This window comes from Embleya sp. NPDC127516 (assembly GCF_044765325.1).
Lineage (GTDB): Bacteria > Actinomycetota > Actinomycetes > Streptomycetales > Streptomycetaceae > Embleya.
This window is the reverse complement of the sequence record NZ_JBIWJT010000015.1, coordinates 72,339-85,828: the sequence shown is the minus strand read 5'-3', so window position 1 is coordinate 85,828 and position 13,490 is coordinate 72,339. Positions and strand designations below refer to the sequence as shown.

Genomic DNA, 13,490 nt, shown 5'->3' with positions numbered 1-13,490 from the left:
GCCGCCATGACAGCACAGATCGGTGGGCCGGGCGCGGTCCTTCCCGAGACCCAGGTGCGAGCCTTCGTCGCCGAACAACTGGCCGACGAGGATCTCGACGGCCGGAGCGTATGCCTGGTGGTACCCGACGGCACCCGCAGTTGCCCGCTTCCGCTGCTGCTCGCCGCGGTGCACGACGCGCTGTACGGCCGGGTCTCCCGGTTGACGGTGCTTGTCGCGTTGGGTACGCACGCGCCGATGGGCGAGGCCGAATTGGCCGCCCACGTCCCGCCGCTGCCGGGCATGACCGTCCTCAACCACGAGTGGTGGAAGCCGTCGACGTTCGCCTCGGTCGGCACCATCGGCGCCGAGCGCGTGGCCGAGTTGTCCGGCGGGCTGCTGCGCCAAGAGGTCGACGTACGCCTCAACCGGGCCGTCGTGGAGCACGACGTGGCCCTGGTCGTCGGCCCGGTCTTCCCGCACGAAGTGGTCGGCTTCTCCGGCGGTGACAAGTACTTCTTCCCCGGCGTCGCGGGCGCCGACATCATCGACCTGTCGCACTGGCTCGGGGCCCTGATCACCAGCGCGGAGATCATCGGAACGCGCGGCATCACCCCGGTCCGCGCGCTGATCCACGAGGCCGCCGCGCTGATCCCGAGCCGCAGGCGCGCGCTGTGCGTCGTGGTCGAATCCGGCACCGGGGCACTGCACTCGATGGCGTACGGGACCCCGGAGGCGGCCTGGTCGGCGGCGGCCGACGTGTCCGCGCAGGTCCACGTCCGCTACCTCGACGCCCCGGTGCGGCGTGTGTTGTCCGTGATCCCGGAGAAGTACGAGGACATCTGGACCGCGGCGAAAGGCTTCTACAAGCTGGAACCGGTCGTCGCGGACGGCGGCGAGGTCATCCTGTACGCGCCGCACGTGCGGACGATCTCCGCGATGCACCCGGAGATCGAGGAGATCGGTTACCACTGCCGCGACTACTTCACCAAGCAGTGGGAGCGCTTCAAGCACCTGCACTGGGGCGTCCTGGCGCACTCCACACACCTGCGCGGCGCGGGTACGTACGACGAAGAGCGCGGCGAGCGCTGCCGGTTGACCGTCACCCTCGCGACCGGCATTCCCGAAGACGTCGTCCGCGGGGCGAACCTCGGCCATCTGGACCCCTCCGCGGTGGACTTCGCGGCGTTCGACGCCGACCCGGACACACTCGTGGTGCCGCAAGCCGGCGAGGTCCTGCATCGGTTGCGCCCATGAGGGCCGCGTGGGTCGATGCGTCCGCCGGCATCGCCGGGGACATGCTGCTCGCCGCCCTCGTCGACGGCGGGGCCGCGTTGAGCACCGTGCGTGCCGCGGTGGAGGCCGTGGTCCCCGGCGAGGTACGCCTCGCACAGACACAGGTCACCCGCGCCGGGATGCGAGCGACGCGGATCCAGGTGACGCCGAGCGACGACGACCACGCACACCGAACGTGGCGTGACGTACGCCGCCTCATCGAGCGGGCGCCCCTGGCAGATCCGGTCCGCGCGTCGGCCCTCGCCGCCTTCGCCCGCCTCGCCGTCGCCGAGGCACACGTACACGGCACCACGACGGAAGAGGTGCACTTCCACGAGGTGGGTGCCTGGGACTCGATCGCAGACGTCGTCGGCGTCTGTGCCGCGCTGCACGACCTCGCCGTCACCGATCTGACGGCAGGTCCCGTGGCGTTGGGCGCCGGCCGCGTCACCACCGCCCACGGCGAACTTCCCGTCCCCGCCCCTGCGGTGGCCGAACTCGCCGCCGAGTGGCAGGTGTTCGCGGGCGGCGAGGGCGAACTCGCCACCCCCACCGGCCTGGCGCTGCTCACCACCCTGGCCCGCGAATGCGCTCCCCTACCACACCTGCGTCTGGAGCGAACCGGCATCGGGGCCGGCAGCCGCGACACCCCCGGACGCCCCAACGTCACCCGCGTCTTCCTCGGCACCCCGGCCCCCGCCACGGCCCTCGATTCCGTCTTCGACGCCGCCGAAGCCGTCGTCCTGGAAACCAATATCGACGACCTGGACCCGCGCGCATGGCCCAGCGTCCTCGCATCCCTGATGGAGGCCGGCGCCTCGGACGCCTGGCTGACCCCCATCCTCATGAAGAAGGGCCGCCCCGCGCACACGCTCTCCGTCCTGTGCCCGCCGCAAGGCGCCCAACCCCTCCGTGAAGCCGTCTTCCGCCTCACCACCACCCTGGGCGTACGCGAACGGCCGGTCCGCAAATCCGAACTCCAACGAGGCTGGACCCACGTGGACGTCCTCGGCAGCCGCCTCCCCGTCAAGGTGGGCCACCATTGCGGCAGAATCCTCCAGGCAACCCCCGAGTTCGCCCCCGCCGCCGCCCTCGCCGCCCGTCTCGGCCTCCCCGTCCACGCCGTCCTCGCCGCCACCACCACAGCCGCCCACCAAGCCGGCCTGACCTCCAGCGCCCCCACCCCGCAAACGCTCACCCCCGAACCCGCCTGATTCCGCGCCACCACTGCGGGCACCTGTCTCGCCCCTCGGCGGGGGACCGCTGTTCGGCAGCCGGGTGGCCCGCCGCGTAGCCGTTTCGACGACGGCCACGCCGGGATGACGGCGTCGAACGGAGTACAGTGCGCTGCCTCCCACCCATTCCTTGGGCAGCCATAGGGTCGTCCGATACCGGGTGTCGCCGCCCCAGACCTGCGGCTTTCCCACGAGAACGGAAGTGAGATCGGGTGAGCGAGCGTGACGACGCGCCGACCGCCGCGACCGGCGGGAGCAAGGCACCGACGATCTACGACGTCGCCCGGGCCGCAGGGGTGGCCGCGTCCACCGTGTCCCGGGCGTTCGCCAGGCCGGGCCGGGTCAACGCGGCGACTGCGGAACGCATCCGGCGGGTGGCCGCGGAGCTCGGCTACCGCGTGAATCCGTTGGCGTCGGGACTGCCCACCGGCCGCACCTCGATGCTCGCGCTGGTGGTTTCCGACGTGACCAACCCGTTCTACGCCGAGATCATCCGGGGAGCCGAGTCCGCCGCCGCCGAGGCCGGCTTCGTTCTCCTGCTGATCGACGCCCAGGAGTCCGATCGGGTGGAACGCGCCAGTCTGGAAAGGGCGTTGCCCGCAGTCGAGGGACTCGTACTGGCGGGTACCCGACTGTCGGACTCGGCCATCCGCATGACTGCCAAGCAGCGGCCGGTGGTCGTCCTCAACCGGGATGTCGCCGACGTTCCCAGCATCACCCTCGACAACCCGCACGGCATGCTCGTGACCGCGGAACATCTGGCCCGGTTGGGGCATCGCACGGTGACCTACGTGGCCGGTCCGGAGGCATCCTGGGCGGACGGGATGCGCTTGCGGAGCCTGCGCGAGGCGGCGATCGGGCTGGACATGCGGGTGCAGCGCGTGGGCCCGTTCGCGCCGACGGTCGCAGGCGGTCGCGAAGCCGCCGACGCGCTCCCCCAGGACCTGCCGACCGCCGTCGTGGCCTACAACGACCAACTGGCGATCGGCGCCATGCTCGCTCTCCAGGCGCGCGGCGTCCGAGTTCCCGAGGACGTCAGCGTGGTCGGCTTCGACGACATCTTCCCGACGCGCATCGTCAGGCCCGGGCTGACCACCGTCGCCGCCCCGCTGCGCGCCCAGGGACGGGCTGCCGTCGACGCGCTGCTGTCCTCGCGCGGCAACCCGGCACCGCGCACCGGCAAGCCCATGACCCTGCCGGTAAAGCTGGTCGTCCGCGGCTCGACAACCCAGGCTCGGCGAACCCGGCGTCCGAGTTCGTGAAAAGCGGTACCGGATCGCGGACTTCGTCGACCACCGCTCCATCCGCGGCCGGCCCTGACGAGAAGAGCCGGCCGGGCGGTGACCGCACCGGATCCAGGGTCTGCACGAACGCGAGCGCGCGCGCATCCGACGCTCCGATCGTCTGACCCGCGGCGCTGCTACCGCCGTGCGTCCAGGGCCGCGGGAGCGACCTCGGCGAGCCAGGCGTCGGCGATCAGCCGATGCCCCAGAGGACTCGGGTGCACGCCGTCCGGGGCCAGCTCCGCCGGCTCCCGGTCCCGCGCCGCGCGGGGCAGCACGAGGTCCGCGCGAACCACTCGGGCTCCGTTGTGCGCAGCGGCCCGCAGGACGGCGTCGGTACGCGGCGACAAGTCCTCGAACCAGCGTTCCTGGTCCGGTCCGACCGGAAGCAGGAACGGGGTGATGACGACCAGCCGTGCGGACGACTTCCGCGTGGTGGCCGCGAGCAGGCGGTCGAGGCACGCCTCGAACTCGTCGACCGGACTGGCGAGGTTGCGGTCGTAGCGTCGCCAGGTGTCGTTGATGCCGATCTTGACCGTGACGACAGTGGGTCGGTGGTCCATGACGTCGGTGCTCCAGCGGGATTCCAGGTCGTACACGCGGTGGCCGTTGATCCCCCTGTTGACGACGCGGGGGCCGGGTCCGTCGTGCGCCCGCTCGCGCAGAGTCCGCGCGATCTCGCGGACGTATCCCTCGCCGAGAGATGCGGGATCCGCACGGTCTCGGCCCGCGTCGGTGATGGAGTCGCCGATGAACACGAGCGTGTCGTCGTTCTCGAGTGGCATGCCTGCCGTCCTGGCGTCTTGGTGGGTGGGCGGGCGACGGGACATCTCACTCGTGACCCGCCGGATCACGATCGACCGCGTCGGATCGAGGAGGTTTGTGCCGCGGCGCGCCTCAGGGTCTCGGCCTCGCGCGCCAGCACCGCGGGGTCGTCACCGGGGACGAACTCCAGGAGCGCCTCGACGCCCCGGCCCGCCAACAGGTCGAGGGCCGTGGTCCACAGGTCCCGGCGGTCCGCCAGCGGCAGCCGGTTGTTGCCCGGCCACCACGAGAAGACATGTACGGCGGTGACCCGGTCGCCGAGTTCGACGAGCCCCGCCAGCGCCTGCTCGTCGGGGGTGTCCTGCGGCGGCTGCCAGTACGTGCGGACGTTGTCCGCGCCCACCTCGTCCAGCAACCGGACGGTCGAGGCGACGGTGTCGGTGAGCGTTCGACCGTGGAACTCCGGCGCGAGCTCCAGGCCGTGGTCCGCGGCGATCCGGGCCGCCTCCCGCAGGCAGCGCACGGTTTCGTGCCGCTCGTCCGGCAGGGCGGACCGCGATCCGGTTCCGCCCGCCCAGACCCGTACCCGGGGTGCCCCGAGCAGAACGGCGGCCCGGGCGACAGCGGGGAACGCGGCCAACTCGGCGGGAGTGGCGCGAAAGTACGAACCGTACGAGCAACAGACCAGCCCGTGGCGGTCGGAGACCTCACGGACCGCGCGGACCGTGTCGGGCTCCCCCGCGGGCGCGTGCACGTCCGCTCCCCACTCGATCACCTCCAGGCCCGCGTCGGCCGCGCGTCGCGCGACCTCGGCGGCGGGCAGCCGGCGGAAGGTGACCGAGCACAGGCCCAGACGGGTCCGCCCGCCCCCCGCTGTGTCCGTCGGCCCGGCCGGCGGGCGGAGCGGGGAGCGGTCCGCCGCACTCCGGGTGCTGTCCTCGGTCATGGCCCTGCCTTCCTGCGGTCGGCCTGCGGATGGTCTGCGATCGCCCTGTGGGGGGGTCCGACGCGGTCCGCCCGCACGGGGGTCGGGCGGACCGGGTCGGATGGACCGGCGGAGTCGGGTGGACGGACCGGTCAGGCGTGCGGCGCCCCGCCACCGGTGGTCGCTCAGGGGGCGTTCGGGCCCACGTCCGCGGCGGTGAGGGGGTGCCGGAGTGCGGGCGTCGTCGCGTACTCGTCGGCACCGATGTCCCGTACGCTGCCGCGCTGGTCCCCGTCGATGTCGTCGGCCAGGACTATGCCGCCCAGCGTGGCCGCGCCGATCGCCGGGCTGCTCGCCGTCAGCCGCAGAACACCGTCCGTGCCCTGACTGAGCCGGGGGTCGGCCCGGATGAAGCTTCCGGCGGGGATGTTGCCGTTGGCGGCCGCTCCCCACAGCAGGTTGCTCTGCCAGGTGAAGCCGGAGGTGGCTCCCATGGCGACGAGGCTGCCGGAGTCGCCGACCAGCAGGTTGTCGGCGATGGTCACGTCCTGCGGTTCGAACGCCCGCGTCTCGCCCGACAGCATGCCGGCGTTGTTGATCAGGGAGTTGTGCGCGATCACCGCGCGGTCGCAGGCGTCGTTGCCCCGCCGCTGGGTCTCCGTCTCACTCGGGGTGTGGTCACGGGTGCTGCCGCTGCCGACCACCAGGGCCCGGCCGGACAGCCCGCTGAGGTAGTTGTTGACGATCACATGGTCGTTGCCGTAGATCCGTACCCCGTCGATGCCGCCGATCAGGTAGTTTCCCTCCACCGTCGAACCGTTGCCGTGTCGCAGCACGATGCCGCCGCGGCTGTCGCGGATGGTGTTGTACCGGATGGTGTTGCCCGAGGACTTCACCGAGATGGCCTCGGGGTCGCCGTCGCAGCGCTCGAACAGGTTGTACTCCACCTTTCCGCCGGCGTCGGCCAGGGCCCGGCCGCTGACGCCGAAGCGGATGGGCTCGCCGCCGTTGTCCCCGGTGAAGCTGTGGTCGGAGAAGTGGTTGCGGAAGATCTGCACGTTCTGGGCCATGTCGGTCTTGCCGGGACCGTCGACGACGATGAAGATGCCCGTGGTGGTCTTGTTGTGGAAATGGTTCCGGTCGATCTTCGTGTCGTTCGCCCGGACGACGACCCAATACGGATCGCCGCTGTCCGCGAACTGGAAGTCGTTGCGAGTCAGCCGGATCGCCGAGCAGGTCGTCGGGATCTCGAGCGTGGTGCTCTGCCGGAAGGCGAAGCCGCTGATGACGATGTTGCTCGAATTGCCGAGCACGAAGCCGCGTGCGCCCCGCAGCACCACACCGCCGCGCGTCTTCGACACGATGGTGATGGGTGCGGCGCTCGTGCCGTTCTTGCCGGAGATGTTGATCGAGCCGCCCGAGGGGACAGTATAGGTTCCGTCGGCGACGACGATCCGGTCACCGGGTGCGGCGCCGTTGATCGCGCTCTGCAGCGCCGCGAGGGAGGAGACCGGGATATCGGCCGCCGATGCGCTGCCCGACAGCGAGGTGGTGAGGGGTACCGCGGCAAGTGCGGCCACGGCCGAGCTCTTGAGGAACGTGCGTCGTTGCATGATGCCTCCTGGATCGAAGTGGGCGGGAGCGCTCAGTGGGCCCGGGGACCGACGTCGGCAGGCGTCAGGGGTCCGCGCCTCGGCGGCCGGCGGAAGTATTCGTGCGCGCCCACGTCCGGCGTCCTGGTGCGGGGCTGTCCGTCGATGTCGTGCGTGATGCGCGGCCGGCGCGGCGTGCCGGCGTCGATCGCGGGGCTGCCGGCGGCCGGGCGGGCGATGCCGTACGCGTCCTTCACCAGCTTCGGGTCGACCCGGGTACCGCCGCCGGCGGGGATGTTGCCGTCCGCGGCGGCGCCCCACAGGAGATTGCCCGTCCAGGTGAAGCGCACGGTGTTGGCCATGGCGACCAGTTGGCCCGTGTCCGCGACGAGCAGGTTGTCGGCGACGGTGACGTCGCGCGGCTCGTGCGGGCGCTGGCTCTCGCCGGAGATCGTGCCGCCGTTGTTCACCAGGGTGTTGTGGGCGATCAGGATGCGGTCGGGGGCGTCGTTGCCGCGGCGCGCCTCGGGCGTCTCGCCGGGCAGGTGATCGCGCTCCGATCCGCTGCCGATCACCAGGGCGCGCCCGGCCAGGCCGGAGAGGTGGTTGTTGACGATCACATGGTCGTTGCCATAGATCCGCACGCCTTCGGTGCCGTCGATGAAGTGGTTGGCCTCCACCCGGTTGCGGTTGCCGTGCCGCAGTACGATCCCGCCGAAACTGTTGCGGATGGTGTTGTACCGGATGGTGTTGTCCGAACTCTTCACCGAGATCGCTTCGGGGTCCCCGTTGGCCCGCTCGAACAGGTTGTACTCGACGATCGCGTGTGCGCTGGACAGGGCGCGGGGGCTGACGCCCAGCCGGATCGGTTCGCCGCCGTTGGAGCCGGTGAAGGTGTGGTCGGAGAAGTAGTTGCGGTACACGTGGACGCGCTGGGCCATTTCCTCGGTGTTCGCGCCCTCGATGCCGAGGTAGATGCCGAGGGTGCTCTTGCCGTGGAAGTGGTTGTGGTCGACCGTGCTGTCGTCCGCGCGCACCATCACCCAGTGCACGCCCTCGATGTCGGCCAGGTGGATGTCGTTGCGGGTGAGTCTGATGTGCGAGCAGTCCGGGGGGATGTCCAGGGTGTTCCGCTGCCGGAAGGAGAAGCCGCCGAGGGTGATGTGGCACGACGCTGCGAGGACGAAGCTGTGCTCGCCTTCCAGGATGACGCCGCCCTGCGTCCGGGCCGCGATGGTGATGGGCGCGCGCCCGGTGCCCTTCTTGTTCCGAATGGTGAGCGGGCGGTCCGAGGGGACGGTGTAGGTCCCGTCGGCCACCACGATCCGGTCGCCGGGTCGTGCCCGGTCGATCGCGGCCTGCAGCTCGTCCAGTGTGCGGACGGCCCTGGGGGCCGCGCTCGCGCTCGCGGTCAGCGCTCCGCCGACGGGGGCGGCGGCCAGCGCCACCCCTGCCGCGGTACCCATCAGGAACGTGCGGCGTTGCATGGTGCCTCCGTGAGGATGTGGTGGAGGTACGGACGGTGTTCCGGCCAGTGATCAGCCGGCGGTCGGGGTGTCCCGGGTGGTGTCCTCGGCGTCCTGGGTCGCCTGGGCGTCCAGGAACAGTTCGATGACGGGTACGGGGGTGTCGGGGCGCCCGACCGGGATCTGGAGCGTCAGCGTTCCGGCGGGCTGGCCGCCCATCTCGGTGTTGACCGCGGGACGGTCCGGGTCGATGTGGACCGGGATGATCTCGGACGCGTCGTTGAGCAGTTGGGCGTAGCGCACCCGGCCGGCCAGGCCCGGTAGGTGCAGGTGACGCATCGGCCAGGCGAACAGGTGCACGTAGAGCCGGTCGCCGCGTTGGGTGTACCGGCATTCGGCGGGGGCGGTGTACGAGGAGGGGCCGCAGTCGCGAATCGACCGCTCGTGCAGGTGCATCCACCGGCCGATCTCGTCGAGGATCGCGGTGTCGCGCGGGTCGAGCGCGCCACGACCGTCGGGCCCCACGTTGAGCAGCAGGTTGCCGCCCTTGGACACCCCGTCGACGAGCATGCGGATCAGCAGGTCCGGACTCTTGTGGTCCAGGTTGTCCCGGTCGTAGCCCCAGCTGCCGTTGAGCGTCTGGCAGGCTTCCCACAGCACGGGTCGCCCGTTCTCGGTCATGGGACCGGACGGCTGGTACTGCTCGGGGGTGACGAAGTCCCCGGGAAGGCCGGTCCGATCGTTGACGAGGACGTGCGGTTGCAGTTCGCGAATCGTCCGCAGGAGCTGCGGGGAGTCCCAGTCGTCGGGTCCCTTGCCGCCCCACCACGAGCGCTCGGCATACGAGAAGTCGAAGAACAGGTAGTCGATCCGTCCGAACGAGGTCAGCAGTTCGCGGACCTGGCCGTGCAGATAGCGCTGGTACTCGCGGATGTCCCGGTCGGCGTTGGCGGCCTTGAACGCCTCGTCGTCGCGCTGTGGATGCGTGCCGTCCACGGGGAAGGACGGGTGGTGCCAGTCGATCAGCGAGTAGTAGAGACCGACCTTGAGACCCTCGGCGCGGCACGCCTCGACGAACGGCCCCACGAGGTCACGGCCGTGCGGGGTGTTGGTGACCTTGTACTCGGTGAGGGCGCTGTCCCACAGGCAGAAGCCGTCGTGGTGCTTGGTGGTGAGCACGACGTACCGCATGCCCGCGGCCTTGGCCGCCCTGGCCCACTCGGCGGGGTCGTAGCGGTCGGGGTCGAAGTGGTCGAAGTACACCTGGTACTGCTCGTCGGTCAGTTCCTCGCGGTTCTTCACCCACTCGTGCCGTGCGGCGAGGGAGTACAGACCCCAGTGCACGAACATGCCGAACCGGGCGGTGGTGAACCAGTTCGTCTCCGGGCCTGCCTCGGGACCCGGGGTCGCGGACGGACGCGCCTGCGGGGTGTCAGCGCTCGCGGTCATGGGGAATCGCTCTTTCTCGTCGGCCGTCGGCGCGCGGTGGCTTTTGGGTGCGCGTCGGGCTGGTCGTACGGGAGGGGGTGGGGGCGGAGCCGACGGGTGTGCGGGTCAGCCCTTGAGTGCCCCGGAGGACAGGCCGCTGACGAAGGACCGCTGGAAGAACAGGAAGACGATCACCGAGGGCAGCAGCGCCAGCAGCGAGGCCGCCATCACCACGCCGGGGGTCACGGCCGGGTCGATCCGCAGGGTTCGCAGCGCCAGCGGCAGCGTGTACGAGGAGGAGTCGGTGGCCACGAGCAGGGGCAGCAGGTACTGGTCCCAGATCATCGTGAAGCCGAAGACCCCGATGACGCCGAGCGCGGGCTTGCACATCGGCAGGATGATCTGGGCGAAGATCCGGAAGTCCCCGGCGCCGTCGATGCGCGCCGCCTCCTCGAGTTCGCGCGGCACGTCCTTCATGAACTCGGTCATCACCAGGATGGAGAATCCCCAGGCGCCGAGCGGGACGATCATGCCGGCGAGGGTGCCGATGAGGTTGAAGTGCACGACCGGCAGGTCGGAAAGAATGACGGACAGCGGGAGGGCCAGGATCTCCTCGGGCAGCATCAGCGTCGCCAGGATGGCGACGAGCGCCAGTGTCATTCCCGGGAAGACTTTCCTGGCCAGCGCGTATCCGGCCAGGACGGAGACGGACACCTGGAGCAGGAGCCCGAAGCCGACGACGAAGAAGGAGTTCAGCAGATACTTGAGCACCCCTTGGTCGAAGGCTATGTCGAAGTTCTCCAACGTGAAGCCCGAGGGCACGATGCTCAGCTGCGTCGGGTCCTTGATGTCGCCGAAGGCGCCGACGAGCAGGGCCAGCAGCGGACCCGCGAACATGGTCAGGACCACGAGGTAGACGACGGCCTTCAGAATCCGTCCGCCGATGCTGCGGCTCTCGGTCAGGCCCAGCGCGGTTTCGGTCGACTCGCTCACTTGCTCTCCCTCCGCCGCAGCAGTTGGACGATGACGGTCAGGATCAGCGTCGCGACGAACAGCAGGACCGCTCCCGCCGCACCGACACCGAGCCGGTTCTGCTCGAGCCCGAGCTTGTAGATGAGGGTCATGACGACCTCGGTGGAGCCGTTGGGCCCGCCGTTGGTCAGCAGGAACACCTCGGTGAACACGCGCAGTCCGCGAATCGCGGCGAGGATGAACAGGATCGAGAACACCGAACGCAGCCCGGGCACCGTCACGTACCGCACCCGCTGCCACCGGGAGGCACCGTCGACCCTGGCCGCCTCGTACAGACCGCGGTCCACACTCGTCAGACCGGCGAGGAAGATCATCATGTCGTAGGGGGCGCCGCGCCAGATGCCGGTGACCATGATGGAGGCCATCGAGGTGTCGGGGTCGTTGATGAACCCCGACGGGCCCATTCCCGCCAGAGCGAGAATGGAGTTGAGCATGCCGTCGCCGGTCGGGTGGTACATGATCCGCCACAGTTCGGCGACCACCGCCATCGGCACCACCACCGGAAGGAACGCGGCGGAGCGCACGAATCCCAGTCGACGGCTCTGCCCCTCCATCAGCAGGGCCAGTGCGAAGCCGAGCGCCATCGCACCGAAGGTCTGGCCGACGGCGAGGACGATCGTGTGCCAGACGGCCTCGCGGAACCCGTGGGACTGCAACACCGTGCTGTAGTTGTCGGTGCCGACCCACCGGTTTCCCAGGTAGGGCTGAACCTCCTGGAAGGACATGGTCACCGCGTTGACCATGGGAATGAACTTGAAGTACAGGGAGAGGATCAGCGCCGGGGCGAGGAACAGCCAGGGCGTCCACCACCGGCCTCCTCTGCGGCCGCGCGCCCGGCGGTCGGCGGCCCCGCCGACCCGGCGGCCCGCTTCTCGCGGGGCGGAGCCGCTCGCCGACTTGGCGGCCGGCTCCGCCTGGTCGAGGCTCATGACGCGGCGATCCCCTGCTCCTTGAGGATGTCGGCGAGCTGCTTGTCGAGCTCACGCATCTTGGCGTTGATGTCGAGGCCGCAGTCCGCCATCAGCGCGTTCACCGCGTCCGCCGTCACCTGCCGCACCGGCGTCCAGTTCGGGATGGCGGGCGCGTACCGCCCGGAGTCCTGGTACGCCTGGGCGTAGGTCTTCCAGCGAGGGTCGGGGCGGATCTGGGAGATGTCCACGGTGGTGTTGACCGGAATCTGCACGGTGTAGCCGGTGGTGCCCTCCATCCCCTTCTTCTGGCCTTCGACGGAAACCGCGAAGCCGGCGAAGGCGTCCTGGCCGGCCCGGTTGTCGGAGCCGGCCATCAGGTAGATGGAGCTGCCCTCGGCGAGGACGGTGGCGTCCTTCGGCCCCTTGGGCATCGGCACGACCTCGTACTTGTCCGCGCCGAGGGACTTGTCGAAGCGGGGCAGCAGGTACGGGCCGACGACGTACATGCCGGCCTTGCCCGCCTCGAACGTCTCGTTCGTCGGCGGGGTGTCCATGGTCACGGCGCCGGGCTGGATGGCCTTGGCCTTGCACCCCAGGTCGCGGAACCACTGCATGGCCTGCACGGACGCAGTGGTGGTCATCGCCGGCTTGTACTTGCCCTTGCCTGCCTCGGTGATGAAGTCGCCGCCCGCGGCCCAGAGGAAGTTGGAGAAGTACCAGGAGGCGTAGCCGCGCTTGGTGGACAGCGGAGCGGCGAGCCCGGCGGTGTTGTTCTTGCCGTCACCGTCGGGGTCCTGGGTGGTGAAGGCGGCGGCCATCGCGGCGAAGTCGTCCCAGGTCCGCGGGACGTCGAGCTTCAGCTTCTCGCGCCAGTCCTTGCGGATCAGCAGCGCGGACGCCTGCGCGGAAAACGGGAGTCCGTACTGCTTGCCGTCCAGGCTCTTCCCGGACTCCAGTCCCTGTCCGATAATCTGCTTGTTGTCCTTGATCTTGCCCAGGTCGATCTCCCGGAGCAGACCTTGGCTGTGCATGGTTCCGATCTGCGTCACGTCGTTCATGACGATGTCGGGAAGCTTCTTCTGGGCGGCCCGCTGCTGCAGTTTGGTCTCGAAGTCGTCGAAGATGGCCGTGACCTCGACCTTGAAGCCCGTGGCCTTCTCGAACGCCCCGGCGAGCTCCAGCGCGCCCTTCTCCCCCGGTCCGCCCGGCGTCGTCCTGGTCCAGAGCTCGAGGGGCGCCTTGGAGTCCTGCTTGGCATCCACTCCCGCAGGCCCGGATGTACAGCTGGTGAGGATCAGTGCCGAGGCGAGGGCCCCCGCACCGATCCATCGCGATCTCTGCATGACAACTCCTGTTTCAGCCGCATCACGTGGCCTGGAAAGCGCTTGCCAGGACGGTAACCGGGTCCGATTCAAACGGTCAATAGTCCGATGAATACAAAAGATTTGGCGACCGACGAGAGCGCTCCTCCGGCGCACTCCCGCACCCCTCTCCCACGTGATCCGACGGACGGGATCGACGACCCGAGACCGATAAATAGCCTCTTACTCGGGCAAGTAGGGCATCGATGGGAACGACCCTTCACCCCAGGGCGCGTCC

Annotated in this window: 11 protein-coding genes; 3 read left to right on the top strand and 8 right to left on the bottom strand. The window is 69.9% G+C overall.

Translation table 11 applies throughout. The features are described 5' to 3' along the window. Window positions 1–6: 6 nt before the first annotated feature. From ACIRL2_RS27920 to ACIRL2_RS27910, 3 genes are all read left to right on the top strand, one after another. On the top strand, window positions 7–1,236 hold the full coding sequence (locus ACIRL2_RS27920; RefSeq protein WP_402235465.1) for a lactate racemase domain-containing protein: 1,230 nt from the start codon (window positions 7–9) through the stop codon (window positions 1,234–1,236). Further along, window positions 1,233–2,468 carry a nickel pincer cofactor biosynthesis protein LarC gene (gene larC / locus ACIRL2_RS27915; protein WP_402235462.1) on the top strand — a complete coding sequence of 412 codons (1,236 nt, stop codon included), beginning with the start codon at window positions 1,233–1,235 and terminating at the stop codon, window positions 2,466–2,468. The genes ACIRL2_RS27920 and larC overlap by 4 nt, the downstream gene beginning before the upstream one ends. Before the next feature lie 233 nt (window positions 2,469–2,701). Next, window positions 2,702–3,751, top strand: coding sequence for a LacI family DNA-binding transcriptional regulator (locus ACIRL2_RS27910; protein WP_402235459.1), 1,050 nt, complete (start codon window positions 2,702–2,704; stop codon window positions 3,749–3,751). 158 nt (window positions 3,752–3,909) lie between these two features. On the opposite strand, the gene ACIRL2_RS27905 is transcribed toward ACIRL2_RS27910, so the two are convergent. The 8 genes from ACIRL2_RS27905 to ACIRL2_RS27870 form a co-directional block, all read right to left on the bottom strand. Next, entirely contained in the window at window positions 3,910–4,557 is a 648-nt protein-coding gene (locus tag ACIRL2_RS27905; protein WP_402235458.1) for an SGNH/GDSL hydrolase family protein, read from the bottom strand. A gap of 65 nt (window positions 4,558–4,622) precedes the next feature. After that, window positions 4,623–5,483: a sugar phosphate isomerase/epimerase family protein gene (locus tag ACIRL2_RS27900; protein ID WP_402235455.1), complete on the bottom strand. Its 861-nt coding sequence runs from the start codon at window positions 5,481–5,483 to the stop codon at window positions 4,623–4,625. 164 nt (window positions 5,484–5,647) lie between these two features. Beyond that, entirely contained in the window at window positions 5,648–7,075 is a 1,428-nt protein-coding gene (locus tag ACIRL2_RS27895) for a polysaccharide lyase 6 family protein (RefSeq protein ID WP_395868725.1), read from the bottom strand. Between the two features lie 32 nt (window positions 7,076–7,107). Next, window positions 7,108–8,541 carry a chondroitinase-B domain-containing protein gene (locus ACIRL2_RS27890; protein ID WP_402235452.1) on the bottom strand — a complete coding sequence of 478 codons (1,434 nt, stop codon included), beginning with the start codon at window positions 8,539–8,541 and terminating at the stop codon, window positions 7,108–7,110. 51 nt (window positions 8,542–8,592) lie between these two features. Continuing rightward, on the bottom strand, window positions 8,593–9,969 hold the full coding sequence (locus ACIRL2_RS27885) for an alpha-L-fucosidase (protein ID WP_402235449.1): 1,377 nt from the start codon (window positions 9,967–9,969) through the stop codon (window positions 8,593–8,595). A 105-nt stretch (window positions 9,970–10,074) separates the two neighbouring features. Continuing rightward, on the bottom strand, window positions 10,075–10,941 hold the full coding sequence (locus tag ACIRL2_RS27880) for a carbohydrate ABC transporter permease (protein WP_395868730.1): 867 nt from the start codon (window positions 10,939–10,941) through the stop codon (window positions 10,075–10,077). Further along, a complete protein-coding gene (locus ACIRL2_RS27875; RefSeq protein WP_395868732.1) occupies window positions 10,938–11,909 on the bottom strand; it encodes a carbohydrate ABC transporter permease in 972 nt (323 codons plus the stop codon). The genes ACIRL2_RS27880 and ACIRL2_RS27875 overlap by 4 nt, the downstream gene beginning before the upstream one ends. After that, complete coding sequence (locus tag ACIRL2_RS27870) at window positions 11,906–13,234, bottom strand: extracellular solute-binding protein (protein WP_402235446.1); 1,329 nt, start codon at window positions 13,232–13,234, stop codon at window positions 11,906–11,908. The genes ACIRL2_RS27875 and ACIRL2_RS27870 overlap by 4 nt, the downstream gene beginning before the upstream one ends. Window positions 13,235–13,490 lie beyond the last annotated feature (256 nt).